Annotated in this window: 19 protein-coding genes; all 19 read left to right on the top strand. The window is 47.6% G+C overall.

Translation table 11 applies throughout. From position 1 onward, the window contains the following. Nucleotides 1–229 precede the first annotated feature (229 nt). The 19 genes from HUU58_03095 to HUU58_03005 all read left to right on the top strand — a co-directional run bounded on the left by HUU58_03095 (nucleotide 230) and on the right by HUU58_03005 (nucleotide 21,777). Complete coding sequence (locus HUU58_03095; GenBank protein ID NUN44641.1) at nucleotides 230–1,591, top strand: glucose-6-phosphate isomerase; 1,362 nt, start codon at nucleotides 230–232, stop codon at nucleotides 1,589–1,591. A 5-nt stretch (nucleotides 1,592–1,596) separates the two neighbouring features. Further along, the gene (locus HUU58_03090) at nucleotides 1,597–1,920 is read left to right on the top strand and encodes a tetratricopeptide repeat protein (protein ID NUN44640.1); all 324 of its coding nucleotides are present in this window, start codon (nucleotides 1,597–1,599) and stop codon (nucleotides 1,918–1,920) included. A gap of 7 nt (nucleotides 1,921–1,927) precedes the next feature. Continuing rightward, a complete protein-coding gene (rsmB, locus tag HUU58_03085; GenBank protein NUN44639.1) occupies nucleotides 1,928–3,517 on the top strand; it encodes a 16S rRNA (cytosine(967)-C(5))-methyltransferase RsmB in 1,590 nt (529 codons plus the stop codon). Between the two features lie 18 nt (nucleotides 3,518–3,535). Further along, complete coding sequence (locus HUU58_03080; GenBank protein ID NUN44638.1) at nucleotides 3,536–4,690, top strand: saccharopine dehydrogenase NADP-binding domain-containing protein; 1,155 nt, start codon at nucleotides 3,536–3,538, stop codon at nucleotides 4,688–4,690. A gap of 365 nt (nucleotides 4,691–5,055) precedes the next feature. Then, a complete protein-coding gene (locus tag HUU58_03075) occupies nucleotides 5,056–5,400 on the top strand; it encodes a hypothetical protein (GenBank protein ID NUN44637.1) in 345 nt (114 codons plus the stop codon). A 78-nt stretch (nucleotides 5,401–5,478) separates the two neighbouring features. Then, nucleotides 5,479–6,510 carry an ABC transporter ATP-binding protein gene (locus HUU58_03070; protein ID NUN44636.1) on the top strand — a complete coding sequence of 344 codons (1,032 nt, stop codon included), beginning with the start codon at nucleotides 5,479–5,481 and terminating at the stop codon, nucleotides 6,508–6,510. Nucleotides 6,511–6,581: 71 nt separating this feature from the next. Next, nucleotides 6,582–6,932 carry a roadblock/LC7 domain-containing protein gene (locus HUU58_03065; GenBank protein ID NUN44635.1) on the top strand — a complete coding sequence of 117 codons (351 nt, stop codon included), beginning with the start codon at nucleotides 6,582–6,584 and terminating at the stop codon, nucleotides 6,930–6,932. Between the two features lie 6 nt (nucleotides 6,933–6,938). Further along, the gene (locus HUU58_03060) at nucleotides 6,939–7,346 is read left to right on the top strand and encodes a hypothetical protein (protein NUN44634.1); all 408 of its coding nucleotides are present in this window, start codon (nucleotides 6,939–6,941) and stop codon (nucleotides 7,344–7,346) included. 14 nt (nucleotides 7,347–7,360) lie between these two features. After that, on the top strand, nucleotides 7,361–8,716 hold the full coding sequence (locus HUU58_03055; protein ID NUN44633.1) for a cystathionine beta-synthase: 1,356 nt from the start codon (nucleotides 7,361–7,363) through the stop codon (nucleotides 8,714–8,716). Between the two features lie 25 nt (nucleotides 8,717–8,741). After that, complete coding sequence (locus tag HUU58_03050) at nucleotides 8,742–9,881, top strand: cystathionine gamma-synthase (protein NUN44632.1); 1,140 nt, start codon at nucleotides 8,742–8,744, stop codon at nucleotides 9,879–9,881. Between the two features lie 46 nt (nucleotides 9,882–9,927). Further along, nucleotides 9,928–10,617 (top strand): hypothetical protein, encoded by a 690-nt coding sequence (locus tag HUU58_03045; GenBank protein NUN44631.1) that lies wholly within the window; start codon nucleotides 9,928–9,930, stop codon nucleotides 10,615–10,617. 165 nt (nucleotides 10,618–10,782) lie between these two features. Beyond that, nucleotides 10,783–12,285, top strand: a complete 1,503-nt coding sequence (locus HUU58_03040) for a DUF92 domain-containing protein (protein NUN44630.1) — start codon at nucleotides 10,783–10,785, stop codon at nucleotides 12,283–12,285. A 28-nt stretch (nucleotides 12,286–12,313) separates the two neighbouring features. Then, complete coding sequence (locus tag HUU58_03035; protein ID NUN44629.1) at nucleotides 12,314–12,655, top strand: EutN/CcmL family microcompartment protein; 342 nt, start codon at nucleotides 12,314–12,316, stop codon at nucleotides 12,653–12,655. A gap of 6 nt (nucleotides 12,656–12,661) precedes the next feature. Then, on the top strand, nucleotides 12,662–15,055 hold the full coding sequence (locus tag HUU58_03030) for a BamA/TamA family outer membrane protein (protein NUN44628.1): 2,394 nt from the start codon (nucleotides 12,662–12,664) through the stop codon (nucleotides 15,053–15,055). After that, nucleotides 15,055–15,444, top strand: a complete 390-nt coding sequence (locus HUU58_03025; GenBank protein ID NUN44627.1) for a VanZ family protein — start codon at nucleotides 15,055–15,057, stop codon at nucleotides 15,442–15,444. Before HUU58_03030 ends, HUU58_03025 begins: the two co-directional genes overlap by 1 nt. Nucleotide 15,445: 1 nt before the next feature. Further along, nucleotides 15,446–16,369, top strand: coding sequence for a signal recognition particle-docking protein FtsY (gene ftsY, locus HUU58_03020; protein NUN44626.1), 924 nt, complete (start codon nucleotides 15,446–15,448; stop codon nucleotides 16,367–16,369). Nucleotides 16,370–16,411: 42 nt separating this feature from the next. After that, nucleotides 16,412–18,601 (top strand): DUF1926 domain-containing protein, encoded by a 2,190-nt coding sequence (locus HUU58_03015; GenBank protein ID NUN44625.1) that lies wholly within the window; start codon nucleotides 16,412–16,414, stop codon nucleotides 18,599–18,601. A gap of 13 nt (nucleotides 18,602–18,614) precedes the next feature. Further along, nucleotides 18,615–20,186 carry a S41 family peptidase gene (locus HUU58_03010; GenBank protein ID NUN44624.1) on the top strand — a complete coding sequence of 524 codons (1,572 nt, stop codon included), beginning with the start codon at nucleotides 18,615–18,617 and terminating at the stop codon, nucleotides 20,184–20,186. A 19-nt stretch (nucleotides 20,187–20,205) separates the two neighbouring features. Continuing rightward, nucleotides 20,206–21,777 (top strand): S41 family peptidase, encoded by a 1,572-nt coding sequence (locus HUU58_03005; GenBank protein NUN44623.1) that lies wholly within the window; start codon nucleotides 20,206–20,208, stop codon nucleotides 21,775–21,777. Nucleotides 21,778–21,797 lie beyond the last annotated feature (20 nt).

Raw genomic sequence — 21,797 nt, 5'->3', positions numbered from 1 at the left:
TTACAAGTTGGCGAAAATCAATATGCAATGTTTGTTTAAAAAATTAGTTATGAATCAAATCAGTTATTTTCGCATTTATGCTAACTCTTATCATTCAGTTTGATTACCGATTAGCATAATCCCTTGGTTTGCCATTTATCAGTGATATAGGGTCTCCATTTGATTTCTCCGATTCAGAGCGTATATTACCCCCAGTCCTCAAAAAACACCACAAACCGGAGCATGTCTTATGAACCGTATCCAGCTTGATTACACGTATGTGATGCCGTTCCTGAAGGAAGAAGAGATTTTCGGGATGCAGGCCAAAGTCAACGACGTACATAAAATGATCGAGCAACGCACCGGAGCGGGTAATGACTTCTTAGGTTGGCTGGATCTGGCATCCAAGTTTCCCTCCGCGCTTGTAGAGGACATCGCTAAAACGGCCGAAGATATTCGTAAAACTTCAGATATACTTATCACTATCGGCATTGGCGGTTCATACCTCGGCGCGAAGGCCGTTATTGATGCGCTGACGCATAGTTTTAATAACAACATCCCTTACAAAACGCCGCAGGTTTATTTTGCCGGCCAAAATATGAGCGGACGTTATCTGCGCGACCTTACCGAAGTGATCCAAAACAAACGCGTTGCGGTCAACGTGATTTCTAAATCCGGTACGACGACCGAACCGGCTCTTGCGCTACGGTATTTTCGTAAAATCATGAGCGATGCCATGTCCAAAATGCAGGTATCGCAGCGAATTTTTGCAACGACCGATGCAGCCCGCGGGTCACTCAAAAAATTGGCCGAAAAAGAAGGTTACAAATGTTATGTCATTCCCGATGACGTCGGCGGACGGTATTCGGTATTGACGCCGGTCGGGCTTTTGCCGATCGCTGTCGCCGGCGTGGATATCCGTGCGCTTTTGCAAGGGGCGGCCGACATGGAAAAAATACTGAGCAATCCGGATTTAAAATCCAATCCGGCGTATGTGTATGCCGTGATCCGCAATCTGATGTACAGTAAAGGAAAAGCCATCGAAATACTGGCCAATTTCGAACCGTCGCTGCACTATGTGAGCGAGTGGTGGAAGCAGCTTTACGGAGAGAGCGAAGGTAAAGATCACAAAAGTATTTACCCGGCCTCGGTTGATTTTTCGACGGATCTGCATTCGATGGGCCAATGGGTGCAGCAAGGCACGCGTAATATCTACGAAACGTTTTTGTGGGTTGACAAAGCGCAATCCGATACCTCGGTGCCCGACTTGGAAGGCGATGTGGACGGATTTAACTTCCTCACCGGTCAGACGTTTGAATACGTGAATAAAAAAGCCTACGAAGGCGTGACCCTGGCGCATCGCGACGGCGAAGTGCCGAATATGACCGTGCACTTGCCGGAACTCAACGCGTATTATCTCGGCCAGATGATTTTCTTTTTCGAAAAAGCCTGCGCGATGAGCGGTTATCTGCTGGGCGTCAATCCTTTTGATCAACCGGGCGTCGAAGCGTATAAAACCAATATGTTTGCATTGCTCGGCAAAAAAGGGTATGAGGAAAAATCAAAAGAACTCAATGCCGTCTTAGGCCAAATGCAGCGTAAAAAAATCTGAGTACGATGATGACACGATCGGAAGCCTTACGCGCTATTCTGGAAAAAGATCCCGGTGATTCGTTTTCGCGTTACGCGCTGGCGATGGAGTTAGTCGGCGCACAGCGATGGGCCGAAGCGATCGCTGAGTTTACGGATTTACAACGGCGTGATCCGTCCTACGTCGCGCTGTATTATCAACTCGGCAAATGTTACGAACAAAATAATCAGCCGCAGGATGCCATAGCCGCATATACGGAGGGCATCCGCGTTGCGCGACAAGCCAATAATATGCATGCCGTGTCGGAATTGTATGCGGCCAAAGAAGAACTCGAAGATACTTTAGCTTAAGGAAGCCATGCCTTTTTCCAAAAAACCCGGCGCCCGATCTGGCGCGAAACGCACTTCGGATAAACGTACGTCCGATAAACGTACATCGGATAAGCGTACCTCTGAAAATCGTACATCTGAAAAACGTACGTTTGCCGGTAAAGAACGCGGCGAAAGATATAGTGACGAACGTCCTAAACCACGCCGGCGACCTAAATACTATCAACCGCGCACGTTTATGGGTGCCAATTCTGAAACGGAAGAAAGGCGTCTCGCCGAGTGGACGGGCCAGCGGATCGCCCTCGAAGTATTGCATGCGTTCGAAGAGACACAGGAGCGTGCCGATATTCTGCTTCGCACGCATATTCAGCGCCATCTCGGCATTTTGGATTCGCGCGATCGCGAACAGATCGCACGCACGGCGCTCAATGTGATCCGGTATAAATTACGTTTGGATTATGTGGTTTCCAAAACGCTGAAACGCAATGCGGAGGAATTGGAGCCGCTGATTCGTTGTATCTACCGCCTCGCCGCGTTTCATATCGTCCACCTCGGACACTCGGTCGAACGTACGCAGGCGATTGTCAATTTTATAGTTCCCAAATCGTACGGCAACCAAAAAGAAAACCTCCGTAATTTTATCAGTTACCTGAAAAAATATCACACGGAAATTTCTTTTCCCAATCCGCGCAAACAACCTGTAGAAGCGCTGGCGATCACGTATTCGCATCCGTCATGGCTTATCGAAAAATGGAGCAAGACGTACGGCACCGAGTCGACCGTCCGGATGTGCGAATTTGATAATCAGGAGACGCCTTTGGTCTTGCGCATCAATACCCTTAAGGCGACGGAAGCGGATGTATTTAAAAAATTAAAAGCCGAAGGGATTATTCCCAAAAAAACCGCATACGCACAATACGGACTCATTCCCGGCGAAGTGCATGATATTTTTAATCGGAAAATATTTAAAGACGGATGGGTCGAAGTGCAGGCCGAATCCAGTCAGATTTTTTGCGAATGGGTCAATCCGGCTTCCGAGGATCGCGTGCTGGATGCATGCGCCGGGGGCGGCGGAAAATCGCTGGCGCTTTCGATGCTGATGCATAACACCGGTCATATCGTCGCGGCGGATATCAATGCGGGTGCTTTGGAACAATTAAAAAAACGCGCAACCCGTGCCGGCTGTAAAAATATCGAGGTGATCGAAAACGATGCGTTGGCGGCGCTAAATCAACGGGGGACATGGTACGATAAAATCATCATTGATGCACCGTGCAGCGGTCTCGGCGTATTGCAACGCAATCCCGATATGCGTTGGCGCGTCACACAGGATAATATCGAAAAACTGGTCAACGAACAGCGGACGTTATTGGAAAATTACGCGCCGTTGGTCAAACCCGGCGGCATGCTGATCTATGCAACGTGTACGTTATCCGAAGAAGAAAACGAAAACGTCATCGAAGCGTTTTTGTCCGCGCATCCGGAATTTGAACTTCAGAAAAATCATGATGCCCGTTGGAAAAAATTTATTTCCGGGAAAGGCTATTTTTGCATCACGCCTTTCGAACATAATATATCCGGATTTTTTTCGGGCAAACTGATACGGCGAAAAAACTGACAGCTTAAAAGGAGCATTATGAAAATATTAGTATTGGGCGCAGGATGGATGGGACGTGCGGTGGTGTTTGATCTTTTACGCAATCACCACATGGAACGCATTATCGTAGCCGATGCCAATGCCCAGGCACTCAAAGAAACCGAAGCGTTTGTTAAAGCGGAAAACGATCTCCGTTTTTCAGCCAAAAAAATCAACGTCGAAGACGAAGAAGCGTTAAAAAAACTGATGAGTCAGGTTGATACCGTGGTCAGCGCCGTGACGTATAAATATAATTACAAGCTGGCAAGGCTCGCCGTCCAATGCGGATGCAATTTTTGCGACCTCGGCGGTAATAATACCATCGTCGCGCAGGAGCTTTCACTGCATGATAAAGCCAAAAAGAAAAATATTACGATCATACCCGACTGCGGATTGGCTCCGGGTATGGTTTCTGTTTTGGTAGCGGATGGCATCGGGCAAATGGATGAGACTACGGATGTGCAGATACGCGTCGGTGGTCTTCCGCTGGAACCGCGTCCTCCGATGAATTATAAACTGGTTTTTTCGGTGCACGGGTTGATCAACGAATACGTCGAACCTTGCGTGAAAATCCAAAGCGGAGAAGTTGTTACCGTGGACCCAATGGTGGATGTGGAGGAACTGGAATTTCCCGCGCCGTTCGGCAAACTGGAAGCGTTTAATACTTCGGGCGGCACCTCGACACTGCCGCAGACGTATTTAGGAAAAGTGAAAAATTTGGATTACAAAACGATACGATATCCCGGTCACGCCGCACAGTTCAAGTTGCTGATGGATCTCGGACTGACGGAATCCAAACCGGTCAAAGTCGGCAACGATACGGTCGTACCGCGCGATCTGCTCGCACAAAATCTAACCAAAGTGCTGGCGATGGAAGGGCGCGATGCCGTTTTGGTACGCGTTACCGTCAAAGGAATAAAAGACGGAAATCCCAAAGAAATCCAATACCAAATTGTTGACTATGGCGATGCGTCCAATAATATCACCGCCATGATGCGTCTGACGTCTTATCCGATTTCTGTGATCGCACAAATGATGACCCAAGGCAAAATCACGGAAAAAGGCGCCGTTCCGCAGGAATTAGCTGTTCCAACACGGTCTTTTATCGAAGCGCTCAGAGCGCGAAATATTGACATCCAGATTACAGAATCTTAAGCCATCTTAATTTGATGGTTATAGCTTTTGTCGTGATATAAAAAATATCCCCGATAATAAATAGCGGTTATAGTTTTCTTGCATAAGGGATGAAGTACGTCCAATCTACGTATGATCGCTGTCGTATTCTTGTTTTTTACCCACCGAATCGGCCCTGTTTCAAACTGATGCAGGTAGCCTCATGAAGAAACATTCCTAACTATCGAATTTATTTGAACTTGTGATCTGCGTCACATCGTTTTGAAGCGATGCTTTGATTTTATTGGGTTTAATTATCCAGTCATGTTTTGGCAAGGTATTTGTCTTATATAAAAGCAATTAACGCGATGATAACCTTTCATTCACTAAAATGAGGTAAATCGGATATGAGACGCACCACTTCAGCAGCACGCAAAACAAAGCAGAATCCCGTGTTGATGGATCTGGAGAATTATATTTTGAAATTGGGTTTGAATTCCGAACCCACCTCGGCCAATGTCGTTGCCAAACGGCTTGAACTCAAAGAGAGCCCCAAAAATATTCAGATGATCAAGCAGGCTTTGGAAAAAATGGTGCGTGAAAAAAAGGTGTACCGCTGCGGAAGCCGCTATGCGATTGATTATCAGGGCGGATTCAATCTTATGAAAACATTTTGCATCAAAGTTGCGGAAGAGAATTATAAAATAAACAATTTTGTATTTGAGGATGTTGCTTACGCCCGCGGGGCATAATTTTTCCGATTCCTATCGGTTACCACTAGGGAGCGGCGCATGACTTCGGTTAGGCGCCGTTTCTTTTTTTAAGGTAGCATGTTTTTATTTCCGGCCTTATCTTTTCAAAAAACCACGGAAGAAGACGCATTCATGCAAGAGCTTATCCGCGTCGAATCCCTCTGTAAGTCATACCCGGTAGGGAGCACCTTATGGGGGCGTGCGACCTGGTCGCAAGTCGTCGAAGATGTTTCTTTTATCGTCCGAACCGGAGAAACCCTTGGTGTGGTCGGCGAATCGGGCTCAGGAAAAAGTACGATCGGGCGATGCCTTCTCAAACTGACCGATCCGACGTCGGGACGTATTTTTTTTGACGGCGAAGAAATTACCGCATTGGATAATAAAGCGATGCGTCCTTTTCGCCGCCGCATGCAAATCGTATTTCAGGATCCGTTTAGTTCACTCAATCCCCGCCAAACGGTGGATGCCATGTTTCGTGAGATATTCACCGTGCATGCAACAGCTTCCGGAACGGAGGCGACAGATAAAATCGAAGAATTGCTTAAAACCGTCGGTCTTGATCCCTCACAGCGGTTTTGTTTTCCGCACGAATTTTCGGGCGGACAGCGCCAGCGTATCGGTATAGCACGGGCCTTGTCGGTCCGGCCGCAATTCATCGTTTGCGATGAACCCGTTTCGGCTCTGGATGTGTCGGTGCAGGCGCAGATCATCGAGCTTTTAATGACGCTTCAGGAAACAAGAAATCTCTCTTATCTGTTTATCGGCCATGATCTGGCTGTGGTGCGCCATATCGCAGATCGGATAGCCGTCTTATATCGCGGACAAATGATGGAAATGGGACCGTCGGATGTTCTTTTTGATCAACCGCTGCATCCGTACACGCAGGCTTTGATTGCGTCGGTGCCCGAACTCGATCCGTCCAAGCCGGTAAAACCCGTCGCAGTAAAAGGTGATATCGCGGATTCGTCGCGCCCTTCCAAGGGTTGTCTTTTTCAGGCGCGTTGCCCGTGGGTCGAGGCCGTTTGCCGTGATGAAACGCCGCGCTGGCGTTCTTGCGGGCAGGAGCGTTTTGTACGCTGCCATAAAGTTACAGGGGACAATCCGCATTGACTTTGGCCTAACTATTTATGATATTTGCGGCGAATAATTTCTCACTTTTTCCAACGATTTTTAGGTGCATCATGGAGGATATTCTCAAACGTCTGCGCAATGATACGCCGGGTGTAAGCGCGGTTGCGCTCGTCAGCAGCGACGGGCTTGTCATCTCGTCCATGCTCCCGGACACCATCGAAGCCGAACGCGTGGCCGCGATTTCGGCCGCGTTGCTGAATCAGGGCGAAAGCAGTTCCGAAGACGCGATGATCGGTGAAATGGCGCAAGTCACGATACGCGCCAAAGAAGGATTTATCATCATCACGCGGGCGGCCAAAGAAACGCTGCTGACCGTCTTTACCACAACCCAAGCCAAACTCGGGCTTGTCTTGTTTGACATCAGCGTCGCCATCAAAGAACTTCAACCCCACATTCACTGAGGCATCATGATAGCATCGCACGATCAGTATTTTGGGGAAATCATTCGTACCGTTGAAGCGATTGCCCCGCAAACCTTGGTGGCCGTGATTTCCTGGGAAGGATTAGTTTTGCGGTCCAATGTATCCGATGAACACGTCGAAGGCCAGTTTGGCGCTTTAGCCTCCGTTTTTTTGGATCAGGGCAAACGCATGTTCACTATTCCTTTTGACGGAAAAAAACCGCAGCCGGACACCGTGCAGACGATGGTCACGGTCGGTACGAAACACGTCATCATTATGACCCAACTTTTACCGGGGATTCTATTGGCCGTTTCGTCCGGTGATAAATCCAAAATCAATACGTTCCTTACCTGTTCGCTCGAAGAAGTGGACAAACTGCACGCGATGATCGCAAAAAAAGAAATCATTTTTTAATATCTACAGGAATTATGAAACGGATATACAACAACATTCTCGAAGTCATCGGTCAAACACCGGTCGTCAAACTCAATCGAATCGGAGCACAGCTTCAATGTAATCTGTACGCCAAATGTGAATTTATGAATCCCGGCGGTTCCATCAAAGACCGTATCGGCCGCGCGATGGTCGAAGCGGCGGAACGTGAAGGTCGTATCAAGCCGGGAGATACGTTGATCGAACCGACAAGCGGTAATACCGGTATCGGTATTGCATTGGCCGGCGCGATCAAAGGGTATCGTGTGATCATCACGATGCCCGAAAAAATGAGCCGCGAAAAACAAGTGATACTCGAAGCGCTGGGCGCCGAAATTATTCGCACACCGACCGAAGCGGCCTCCGAAGATCCGGAAAGCCATATCAGTGTCGCGCAACGCCTGCAACGCGAATTACCGAATGCACATATTTTAGATCAATACTCCAACCCCAATAATCCCAAAATTCACTACGATACGACCGGTCAGGAAATCCTCGACGCACTGGATGGCAAAGTAGATATGGTCGTCGTTGCAGCCGGTACGGGCGGCTCCATCACGGGCATAGCCAAACGTATGAAAGATGCCAATCCGCAGTGTATTGTCGTCGGCGCCGATCCGGTAGGTTCGATCCTCGGCGGCGGTACGCACGTCGGTACATACAAGGTCGAAGGTATTGGCTATGATTTTATTCCCAAAGTACTCGATCGGGATTGTGTGGATGAATGGATCAAAACGGAAGATCAGTCCTCATTTTTATTGGCGCGCCGCCTGATTCACGAAGAAGGGTTGCTCGTCGGCGGTTCGTCCGGTTCATCGCTTTTTGCCGCACTGCAGGCCGCACAACGGTTAAAGCCCGGACAAAATTGCGTGGTCGTTTTATCGGACGGCGTACGTAACTATATGACCAAATTTGTGGACGACAAGTGGATGCGCGATAACGGATTTTTTGAAAACAAATCCATTCAGGGCACGGTCAAAGATATTCTAGCTAAAAACCCGGCACGCCCCGTGCTGATCTGTGCCGATGATATGGAGAGCGTGCGTCAGACGATTTCCAAGATGCGCGAAAAAGGCGTTTCGCAATTGCCGGTTACTTCCGGCGGCGCATTGGTCGGGATCGTATCGGAAAGCGATATCATGGATTATTTGGCCAGCGGTGCCGGTACCCAAGACGCCAAAGTTTCCAAATGCATGACGCGTCAGGTGCGTATGGTCGGTGCGCAAACGCCGATATCTACAGTGCAGGAAAATCTGCGCCAATCCAACGCCGTGGTGGTCGTGGATGATAGCAAACGCCCGATCAGCATTATGACAAAAATTGATTTGCTTGATTATCTGACAACCAAATAATAACGCATAGTAGGAAAGAATAAATATGGGTTTTTCAACGGATGCCATTCACGCCGGCCAAATCCCGGATCCGACGACCGGTGCGGTGATCACGCCGATTTATCAAACTTCGACGTACGCTCAGGAAGAGCTTGGCGTCAGTAAAGGTTTTGATTATGGGCGCACGATCAATCCCACCCGCGTCGCGTTGGAAGCGAATATCGCGGCGCTTGAAAAAGGCAAATACGGTTTCGCTTTCGGCAGCGGTATGGCCGCTATTACCAATATCGCCGCGCTGCTCAACGGCGGTGATCATGTCATCGTTTCCAATAATGTGTACGGCGGTACATTTCGTTTTTTTGACAAAATCATGAAGCGTTTTGGCCTTGAATTTTCCTGGGTGGATACGTCGGACGAAAAAAATATCCGTGCGGCTATCAAGCCAAACACCAAAATGTTGTATGTCGAGACGCCGACCAATCCGATGCTGACGATAACGGATTTGCAGGTCGTTGCGGCCGTCGCCAAAGAACACAAACTGATTTCCGTCGTAGATAATACATTTATGAGTCCCTATTTCCAGACACCGCTTGAGTTTGGTGTGGACATCGTTTTGCACAGTACGACCAAATATATCAACGGCCACAGCGATGTGATCGGCGGAGTGGTGGTAACTTCCAGCGAAGAGTTAAAAGAAAAACTCAAATTTTTACAAAACTCTATCGGCGCCGTACCGTCGCCGTTTGATTGTTGGCTTGTTCTGCGTTCGACGAAAACTCTGGCGCTGCGTATGCGACAGCACAATGAAAATGCAACAGCTATGGCGGAGTTTTTGGCTAAGCATCCTAAAGTAAAAAAAATCTATTACCCCGGTTTGGCATCGCATCCGCAGCACGCGCTGGCCAAAAAACAGATGCGTGGTTTTGGCGGGATGATTTCGATCGAACTGGGTTCGATGGATGCCGGCAAAAATATGCTGCGTAACGTAAAAATATTTGCCCTCGCCGAAAGCCTCGGCGGCGTGGAAAGCCTGATATGCCATCCGGCTTCGATGACACATGGTGCGATTCCGTTGGAAGACCGTTTGAAACTCGGTTTGACCGACGGTTTGGTGCGCTTGTCCGTAGGTTGCGAAGATAAGGAAGATTTGATCGCCGATATCGAAAATGCGTTGAAGGCCGTGTAGTTTTTCTTACGTGGGCTCTATTCTGTATTAAAAAAGGGGAGAATAAATGAAACCGATACGCAGCTGGATCGTTTTGATTTTTGTATTGATGAACGGATGGTCGCTCCAAGGTCAAAACGAAGAGCAAACAGACGAAACTAATTCCAACCGAAAAAAGATTGGGATCGGAATTTCGTTCGGCACGAATACACACCGGTTTGGCGATGACGATGATTATGGTTATTTCAAAACCGGCGCCATTATGGGGATTTATGTTCCGATCAATTTTGGTGACCGATGGCGTATCGAACCGGAAGTGAGTTATAACAACATGTCCGGTAAAATCAGTAGAAGCGATGATGATTATTATTACAAGTCTAACTCAACGGTAAAAATATCCCGCTATGGCGTTGGGATTTTACGTCGAAAAAAACGTGATCATACGGAAACTTATTTTGGCGCACGTTTGGGCAAAGTGTTCATCGAAGATAAAACACGATTCACCTATTCGGCGCCCGGATATGAAGACGGTGATACCGATAAAAGACACAAATCAGATTTGTATTTTGGACCGGTGGCCGGCGGTGAGTATTATTTTTCACCGTATTTCAGTTTTGGCGGCGAAGCGCAGTTGATCTATACTAAAGTTGGTCGTATGTACGGTGATGAATACGAAGATGATCCGGACGAAGATATCAGTTATAATGTCCATGCATGGGATACCCGTGCGCATTTATTTGTACGCTGGTATTTTTAAATTTCAATAAACATGTCGTCTTCACTGCCCATACATTTAATAGGTTTGCATTCCTAGTAGTACGAACGAATTCGGTTAGAAGTTTTTAATAAAACCCAATCGGTTATTATCACGTCTTAGCGTATTGATACTAAACGCATTTATCCTCTCCTTGTTTAGAAGATTATGGATTCAATTTTTTGGCAAGTGACTCTGAGTGATGGGATCGGCTATGCACTGGCCTTTTTGTCGTTAGGTGTCATCTTGGCGACGGTGGAATTATTACGTCGTCGGTTTTTTTGGCCACCGGAAATCACGCGTAAAATAACCCATATTGGCGTCGGCATTCTGATTTTTTTGGCGCCTTCCTGGTTCGATTCGGGAGCGCCGGCCGTATATATCGGCGTTTTTTTTGTTGTGTTTAATATGCTCGCGATTCGCGGGCATTGGTTGCAGGGAATTCACGGAACGGATCGCCGGTCGTATGGGACCGTATATTATCCGATGGCTTTCACGATGTTGGTACTGCTGTGTTGGGAGACGGCCCCGTTAGTTTTAATGTCAGCCATGTTGGTTTTAGCGCTCGGTGATGCATCCGCCGGCTTAGTAGGGCAATTATGGCCTTCACCGCGTCATTATTATCTGACCTCCGACCGAAAAAGCATCGAAGGCTCGATCACTATGTTTGTCGTATCAACGCTTGTGATTGCTTTTTCTTTTTTGTATTATCAAAATGTTCACATTGCGGAATTCTCGAAATTTACGATCATCTGTGCCGCATTGATCGGAGCGCTTTTGGCGACGATCATGGAAGCCATATCACCCGCCGGCTCGGATAATCTGACTATTCCGCTGACGGTGGCGTGGGTCGTATATACGATCACGCATCAAACGGAAGAAGCAACCGTATATTTGATATACGGCGTGGGTTTGGCAGCTTGCGTAGGCTGGGCATCGTTTCGCTTTCGCTTATTGACGGCTGACGGCGCGGCAGGTGCGTTTCTGTTGGGCAGTGTGATTTTTGGAATCGGCGGATGGATGTGGGCTTTACCGATTCTTGTGTTTTTTATATCATCCAGTTTATTATCGCGCTTGGGCAAGCGACGCAAAGCGCAGTTCGATACGATCTTTGAAAAAGGAAGTACCCGTGATGCCGGACAGGTACTCGCCAATGGCGGCTTGGCCGGGGCCGTTGCATTAGCCGCTCAGTTATATCCCGGTGAAGTTTGGTATATCGTTTATTTGGCCGTGATCGCTGCGGCGACGGCGGATACCTGGGCTACCGAAATCGGTACTTTTTTTCAGGCGACCCCGCGCAGTGTTTTACATTGGCGTAAAGTACAACCCGGAACTTCCGGCGGAATTTCATTGCCCGGTACTCTGGGCGCTTTCACCGGTTCGCTGTGGATCGCGATGACCGGGGCATACGTAATGGGTGAAAACCTGAATATACAAGGTTTGTGGTTTGTTACGTTGGCAGGTTTTTTGGGAAGTATAGCCGACAGTTTTTTGGGTGCGACGCTGCAGGCCCAGTACGCTTGCCAAACGTGCGGAAAGCCTACAGAGAAAAAACAACATTGTGATGAACCCACACGTCAAGTGCGCGGTTTGGTATGGATGCACAATGATGCCGTGAATATGATCGCAAGCGGTTTCGGCGGAATATTGGCTTATATAATGATGACTTAAAAATTTTCATTAATCAACGGATTGACGCATGTTCATCGGACGCGTGGTAGGTAATGTTTGGGCGACTAAAAAAGTAGAAAATGTAAAGTCATTACGTTTTCTGATGGTGCATCCCGTAAATATTGATAAAGATCCGAACACCAATGTTGTGGTCGTCGCCGATACGCTGGGGGCCGGCATCGGTGAATTGGTGTTGGTTTCATACGGCCATGCCGCCCGTCGTGCCATTACGGAAGCGCCCAACGAACTCTCCATCGAAGCGGCGGTAATCGGCATCGTGGATGAAATCGAAGTGGACGAGACGTTGTTGCGCGGACTCAATACGGCTAAACTCAAATCTACGTTTCTGCCGGACAAACAATCCAGATAACTTCTTATGACCTTCCGTTTCTTTACATTCCTTATTTGTATCGGTGTTTATTCGATCGCGTACACCTCGGCCAATGCACAGACCGGCGCTTCCGGACGTGTGGAAAAATTTCGCGCGTTATACGAAGATTCGTCAGGCGTTTGGATTGATAGTTTGCCTACGGCGGAGGACAGCGTATTTATAAAAAACAAAAAATATTATTTTACGGGTGTCAATAGCCGGGGTAAAGAAACCGGTTTAGATGCCTTTGATGATCTTACATTAAACCTCAGTCTTACGGTCGGCGAAGAGGAAGAACGTCAGCTCGGATGGTTTACGCGCGCGGTGAGCTGGACGGGGAATAACCTCATTCGTATTTTGTCGCTGACATTTTATGATCCGGAGTGGGGCGCCAATCGGTATTTTTTTAATGCCGAGACGTTTGCCAATGACTTAAAAGTCATCAATCAACTGTACAACGACAAAGGTTATTTTGATGCGACGATCGTAAAATATACGGCCAAATTTGACAAGCATCGCGAAAGCATTGAGATAACAATTTATATTTACGAAGGCGAACCGACAACGTTGGCCGAGGATCCTGATATCCATATTCAAAGCCCGATTCCCGTCGCCGATCCGGGTTCCAAATTTCAGCGTAAAAAAATATTACCGCTGCTCACAACCCGTAAAGGTGACCCGCTGGATCGCATCAATATCGAATCTTCCAAGGCGGCCATTCAGCGTCTCTTTAGTCAAAACGGATATTTTGCCGCTGAAGTAACGGAGCTAATTGACACGGCTTCAACCGAAAAACGTAAAGCACGATTGGAATACACGGTGACACCGGGACGTTATGCGGTGTTCGGCAAAACAAAGATGCAGGGTAATTATTACAAAGATTACCTGCCCAAGGGCACGACGCCGGATACGACCGACAAAATCGTTGAAGACTATGTACCATTGCGTAAAGTGCGCTACCGTGAAGGACGCCCGTTCAATCCGGATCGCCTCAATCTGAGTATGGGCCAGATCAACGGTTTGGGCGTTTTTCGATCGGCGAAGCCGATTATGAATAAAGTACGCGGTTCACTCGATTCCTCAACGATGGTGCCCAGTGAAAAACTCGACTCGATTTTGCACAAATCGTCCAATCGTATCACACAAAAAGGCGCTTTTCTTCCCGACTATGGCATTCCGGTTGATACGCTCCACATTACCATCGCCGTGGCCGAACGCAAAGAACGCAGCATCAAACCGGGTGTGGGGTTTACGACCGACTTCAGCGATTTACCGGAAGGGGAAGCGCACTGGGGCAATCTGCCTTTTCTCGCATTACAACTTTCATGGCAGAGTCGTAATTTTTACGGCGGTGCACGTAAAATGCAGGTTTCCGCACAGGTCAGCAAAGGGTTTGAACAGGATAAATTCTTTGCCAATTTTATGGAAACCAAAATTTCATTTCGCCAGCCGACATTCAAAATACCGATGTGGGATGATGCGGATAATGATTTGTTGACGACGTTATCGGCACAACGTAATAATACCGTTTCATACGATGCGGTTACCGTCGAAGTCACACCGACGATTATTCGTCAAATTACTGCCGCACTGAATGTCAATTTTACGCCGTTCGCGTTTAAAGCAGTGGATACTCGGCGTGCCGCTACGACCAATGATATCAATGAGGCTTTTACCACCAATACCCGCGCCGGTTTGACATATAATACGGCCAATGATTTCTTTTACCCGACGGAAGGCGTTTCGATTTTTTTGACGAGCGATTTTGCGGGATTTGTTTTACCATCCGATCTTAAGTTCATCAAACTCAATCTTGACAACCGTAAGTATTTCGGGCTGACGGACCGTCTTTCGTTAGCGGTTCGTGCGCGCGGCGGTTCGGCGATCCCGTATGAAGGAAGTAAAGGTTCTGAAATTCCGGTAACGGAAAAATTCTACGGCGGTGGTCCCAACAGTGTGCGAAGCTGGGGTATCCGTGAGCTGGGCATCGTTGCACAAAACGGCGGTACGCTAACGTATAGCGGTGGTAATAGTATTATGGAGGCGGGGGTCGAATTTCGTTACTTACTCTATAAAGCGCGCGATCCCAATGAAGCCATTCTCGGAATGGACCTGGCCGTGTTTGCCGACTACGGTAAAGTATGGGAGCGTTACGACTTCAAAAATAATTCCTACAACGGAAAACGATTGCCGGCTATGCCTGTAGCGGCCGTTGGCCTCGGGACGCGCATTCGTACGCTCATCGGACCGTTGCGTGTGGATGTAGGCTATAAACTTCAGGACGTCAGCAAACTCAAAGTCCTCAATGCGTCGGGAACCGCCGTGGAAAACATAACCCGGGACAATGCCGATAACATCTCTCGCATCGCTTTACAGGTGACGTTAGGGCAGGCGTTTTGATGGATACGAAAAATTCTTTCGATCGTAAAAAATTTTGGCCGCTGATTTTTTGGATGGCCGTGATTTTTATTTTGTCGTCTGTTCCCGGAAAAGAATATCCGTCGTATGATATACCGCACTTGGATAAAGTCGTACACTTTGGTTTGTACGGTGTTTTAGGATACGCCGCGTGGTTTGCGTTTGCGGCGTATGGACAAACTAAAGGCAAATCGGCTTCATGGATGGCCGGGGTTGCCGCGTCAGTGGCGTTGATCTATGCGGTTTCGGACGAATTGCATCAGCTGTACGTTCCTTTCAGATCATGCGATGCAGCCGATCTTATCGCCGATGCTATGGGTATCGGTGCGGTAGTCGGATGGAAATATTTTACATTTAAAGATGCAAGGTAGCATGCTTTCACTACTCGGTAAACTCAAAGAAAAATTAACCAAAACGCGCCAAAATCTTTTTGGCCGCATCAGCGCCGTACTCCAGGGAAAAACGATTTTAGATGAAGCCTTGCTGTCAGAAATCGAAGAAATTCTCATAACGGCCGATATCGGAGTTCAGACGGCACATAAAATTTTAGAACGTACACGTCAACGCGTTAAAAAGGAAAAAATCAGCGAAGTCGGTCAAATTTATCGATTACTGGAAGAAGAAATCGAAAATTTGATTATTCCCGTAGCCGGTAAACCGCTCGAAGAAAAAATGTCCGACAAAAAACCGTTTGTTCTTTTGATTGTCGGTGTGAACGGTACAGGCAAGACGACGACCATCGGTAAATTGGCCAATCGGTTTGCACAGACCGGAAAAAAAGTGCTCATGGTGGCCGGCGATACGTTTCGTGCGGCGGCAAGTAATCAACTTGAAATCTGGGCGCGCCGCTCCGAAGTGGATATCATTCGCCAAAACGACGGTGCAGACCCTTCGGCGGTTATTTTTGACGCTATGCAATCGGCGACGACCGGCAAGTATGATGTCGTACTGATTGACACGGCCGGACGTCTGCATACTAAAGTTAATCTGATGGAAGAACTTAAAAAAATGCGTCGCGTGATCGAAAAGCATATTTCTGGAGCACCGCATGAAACGATTTTGGTGCTTGACGGCACAACCGGACAAAATGCCATTCAGCAGGCGCGCCAGTTTTCGCAGGCCGTGCAGGTTTCCGGATTGATTCTGACCAAACTGGACGGTACGGCCAAAGGCGGCGTGGTACTGGCGATTCAGCAGGAATTGAAAATCCCTGTACTGTATATCGGTGTGGGTGAAGGCATTGATGATCTTGAAGCGTTTGACCCGCATGCATTCATTCAAGCCATCGTGGAATAATTTGTTGAGCATTCATTTATACGTGCGTCAAACTGTCGTCGAATGAAAAAAATACGCCTCATACTGGGTATTCACAACCATCAGCCTGTTGGCAATTTTGATTTTGTGTTGGATAAGGCTTATCAAAATGCCTATCGGCCTTTTCTTGATTTGCTGCGGGATTTTCCCGGTGTTCGCGTCGGCATGCATACGTCGGGCATCTTGTACGAATGGCTTGATAAACAGTATCCCGAATACAGCATACAGCTGCGCACTTTGACGGATCGCGGACAGATCGAACTCATCGGCGGCGGATTTTATGAGCCCATACTTCCGATTATCCCACATCGTGATCAGGTCGGGCAAATTCAACGCTTACAAAAATATCTTTTACAACGGTACGAACAAGCCACGCAAGGTATGTGGCTGGCCGAACGTGTGTGGGAACCGCATTTACCGTCGGTGCTCAATCAAGTCGGAGTGCGGTATGTGATACTGGATGATACGCATTTCCTTCACGCCGGCTTATCGGCCGATGATTTGAGCGGATACTACATCACGGAAGATCAGGGCGCAACGCTGGCGCTGTTTCCGATCAGTCAACAGTTGCGGTATCTCATCCCGTTCGAAGCGCCGGAAAAAACGATAGATTACCTGCGCGATCTTGCGGAAAAAAATGAGAACGCCGTAGCCGTATTTGCGGACGATGGCGAAAAGTTTGGCATATGGCCGGACACGTTTCTGCATGTATATGAAAACGGGTGGCTTCAACGTTTTTTTGAAGCACTTGAGGCGAACCGGGATTGGATCGAAGTATGCCATTTTTCCGATGTCCTGCGATCGGTCCCGCCCAAAGGAAAAATTTACCTTCCGACAGCTTCGTATAGTGAAATGTTGCACTGGGCATTGCCGTTAAGCGGTTATCGTAACTATGAATTGTTTCAGTCGAAACTGAAAGAAGAGCAGATCGCTGAGTCTTTCAACGCGTTTGTGCGTGGCGGTTTTTGGCGTAATTTTTTTAGTAAGTACGCCGAGAGCAACCGTATGCATAAAAAAATGTTACGCGTCAGTGCGCGATTGGCCAAAGTAGCAGAAGCTATTCCAAAAGATGATAAGGTAAAACAATCGCTTCTAGAATCCGCCCAAAACCACCTGTGGGCTTCGCAATGCAATTGCCCTTACTGGCACGGCGTATTTGGAGGGATATACCTCAATAATATTCGTTTTGCGGTGTACCGGCATATGCTGAACGCCGAAGTACTGACCGATCAACTGGACGCATATACCCAAGGACAGCCGTATCGTTTGGACGAAACGGATTTTGATGCGAACGGGAAAAATGAAATTCTTTTTGAATCGCCGAAGCTAAATGCCTACCTTGATCCGCATCACGGTGCGACGCTTTTTGAGATTGATTACAAAGAAATTCCCATGCACGTGACGGACATTTTGACCCGGCGGGAAGAAGGATATCATCATCAGTTGGCGGAGGCTTCTATCACCGAGCCATCTGAAAAAAATACCGAATCGGACGACAGCATTGCCAGCATCCATGATCGTGTATTATCCAAAGAACCGGATTTACATAGGCATCTGATCTATGATCAATACGAGCGCCGTTCGTTTAGAGATCATGTGTTGACGGACAATTGTGATTTGGAGGCATGGCAAAATCAGACCTATAGCGTATATGCCGATCTGGCCGATGCATCATATGATGTGGAGCGAAAAGAATACGAACGTTATGTGGAAATCACATGCCTGCGCGAAACGGAACTAAAGATGACGCCGATGCGAATCGAAAAAAAATATAAAATATTCAGCGATGATCCGCGCATTGAGGTACATTACCGCTGGCACAATAAAGGCAAAACCGAAGTTGAAGCAAAATTCGGAACGGAGATCAATCTGACACTTTTGGCCGGGCAAGCGGAGGATCGTTTTTACGCGGTCGGCGGCAGAAAATGGCCGGACGGTGCGATGCAGTCGTCGGGAACATTTGCCGGTATCCGGAGTTTAAATATGATAGACGGGTGGCAAAATCTGAATATCGCACTCGCTTGGTCTGAAGCGGCCGATGTTTGGCGATATCCTATCGAAACGGTTTCACTATCCGAAGAAGGATTTGAACGGGTTTATCAGGGGTCATGCATTTTTGTACATTGGCCGATGTGGGTGAAACCTAATGATCAATGGAACGTAAGTATAGTATTGCACTTTTCCCGCGACACGCGGAAATTCTTTCAAAGTTAATCGGGAGTTTTTCATGCGCAAAAAATGGTTGATTGCCGTCGGCGTAGGTATCGCCGCGATAGGTATCCTCGGGTTTACTGGGCCCGGACAAAACGCCTACAAAAGCATTCAGAAATTACAATATGTACTCTCGATCGTTACACAGACGTACGTCGAAGATGTCAATTCGGACAAACTGGTCGAAGATGCTATCGTCGGTGCCCTCAAAGGACTTGATCCGCATTCGATCTATATCCCGCCTAAAGAAATGAAAACCGTTAAGGAAGAATTTCAGGGAAATTTTGACGGCATCGGCTCACAGCTTGATGTGATCAATGGCATTCCGACGATTGTTACGCCGATACCCGGCAGCCCGTCTGAAAAAGTAGGTTTATTGGCCGGCGATAAAATTTTAAAGATCAATGATGAACCCACCAAAGGGTTTACCATAGATCAGGCCGTTTCAAGACTGCGCGGTCCCAAAGGAACCAAAGTACGTATTGCCGTACAACGCACCGGGGTCAACGAAATGCTTGATTTTGAAATCGTGCGTGACAAAATACCCGTTTACAGTGTCGACGCAAAGTTCATGATTGACGAAAAAACCGGATATATACGTTTTGTACGTTTCGCCGAAACAACGGAAGAAGAAATCGAGCAAGCGCTCAAAGAACTCGAAGCGCAAGGAATGCAGCAACTGGTTTTGGATGTACGCAATAACGGCGGCGGCTATCTCGAAGAAGCGCAACGTATCGTGGATAAATTTATCCCCGGCGGAAAAAAAATAGTTTATACCAAAGGCCGTATTGCTAACGCATCACGCGATTATTTTTCCAGCGATAAAACGACCTATCGCAAATATCCGATCATAATTCTTGTCAATCGCGGATCGGCCTCGGCTTCGGAGATTGTCGCAGGAGCGATCCAGGATTTGGATCGTGGTATCGTTGTCGGTGAACGCACCTTCGGCAAAGGATTGGTACAAAATCAATTTGATTTAAATGACGGCTCATCGGTGCGCGTCACGACGGCCCGTTACTATACGCCGAGCGGTCGTCTTATTCAGCGTCCTTACGACGGCAAATCACTGGATCAATATTACGGCGAAGTGCGCCGCGATACGGTACACTCCGATACGACCCATATTTATTACACGGCATCCGGCCGCAAAGTATTCGGTGGCGGCGGTATTGTGCCGGATTATCACATTGATAACGATACCGTTTCGGCCTACTACGTCAAACTCTGGGGGCGCGGTATCTTTAGAGATTTTACTAACGACTATCTTGAGAAAAACGGACCCAAACTGCGCGATCAGTACAAAGATCAATTCAAAAAATTCACCTCGGGATTCCAGATCAGCGACGAAGATTTTGATGCGTTGATCAAGATGGGCGAATCAAGAGGAATTACCAAAGAAGTCGATGCCATTGCGCGAGACAAAGAGGATATGTCCAATTTTGTCAAAGCAGAAGTAGCGCGATTTATATGGGGTAGTTATGCGGCGGCCCAGGTGCGTTCGATGACGGACAGCGCTATTCTCAAAACGGCAAAATATTTCGGTGAAGCCAAAAAATTTGCCGATCAAAACGCAAAATTGAAATAACGGTCGTAACGGAGCATATATGAAGAAGAAAATAATTTTGCCGGTACTTCTGGTGCTGGTGATCATTGTTGCGGTAACGGGTTTTACATCCACCGGCGATGTGTATAAAAACCTCGTCAAACTCAAGACCATCATGGATCTTGTAGAACAGACGTATGTCGAAGAGGTCAATGGTGATAAAATGGTGGACGATGCGATTGCCGGAGCGCTCAAAGGCTTGGATCCGCATACGGTGTATATTCCGCCCAAAGAGATGAAAACCGTTAAGGAAGAATTTCAGGGTAATTTTGAAGGTATAGGTATTTCGTTTGAAATCGTTGACGGCAATCTGACAGTGGTTACACCGATACCCGGTACACCGTCGGAAAAAGCGGGCCTTCTGGCAGGCGATCGTATCGTCAGAATAGACGGTGACCTTACCAAAGGTATTACGAACGATGGCGTTTTTTCGAAATTACGCGGACCCAAAGGTTCCAAAGTGCACATCACGATCGAACGTCCCGGTGTGTCTGAACAACTCGAGTTTGATATTATTCGCGATAAAATACCGCTGTATAGCGTGGATGCGAAATTCATGCTGGATGATAAGACCGGTTTTATTCACTTCAGCAAATTCAGTGAAACAACCGAAGAGGAAATCGAACAAGCCTTGCGCGAACTCGAAGCCAAAGGAATGCAGCAGTTGATCTTGGATTTGCGTAACAACGGCGGCGGCTATCTCGAACAAGCTCAGATGATCGTGGATAAATTTATCCCCGGCGGTAAAAAAATCGTTTATACCAAAGGACGTATCCCCAATTCGACCAAAGATTATGTGTCCAGTTCTAAATCGGACTATCGCAAAATGCCGATGATCATTCTGATCAATCGTGGTTCGGCTTCGGCTTCCGAAATTGTCTCCGGTGCGCTTCAGGATTTGGATCGAGCGCTGATCGTCGGTGAAAGAAGTTTCGGAAAAGGGTTAGTGCAGTCGCAGTACGAACTCGGAGACGGTTCAGCTTTGCGTGTTACGACAGCGCGTTATTATACGCCGAGCGGCCGTCTGATCCAGCGCCCCTATGACGGTAAATCAATCGACGATTATTACGAAGAAGCGCACGAAGTAGAGTCCGTCAAATCCGACTCCAGTCACGTTTATTTTACCGAGATGGGACGTAAAGTGTTCGGCGGCGGCGGCATCGTTCCGGATTTTCATGTGGATTACGATACCAATAGCGTGTACTACGTGAAACTTTGGAGCAAAAATATCATGCGCGAATTTGTAAACCAATATCTTGAAAAAAATGGTGTACGTTTGCGCGATATCTATAAATCCAAACAAAATGATTTTATTCGTAATTTTAATGTTCCTGAAAATGAAATAGCTAATCTGGCGGCTTATGGCGCTTCCAAGGGGGTACCCGTGGACGAAAAAGCCCTTCAGTTGGATAAACAAGACATGCTGAATGCGGTTAAGGCGGAAGTAGCCCGTTATATTTGGGGTAATTACGAAGCCGCGCAGGTTCGCCTTATGTCGGATAAGATCGTGAAGGAATCCATGAAGTTTTTCCCGGAAGCACGGAAATTTTCGGAGAACAAGAAAAAGAAATAAGAATTAAATCGCCGGTACGA

Source organism: bacterium, assembly GCA_013360215.1.
Taxonomy (GTDB): domain Bacteria; phylum CLD3; class CLD3; order SB21; family SB21; genus JABWCP01.
This window is presented reverse-complemented; position numbering and strand designations above follow the sequence as displayed.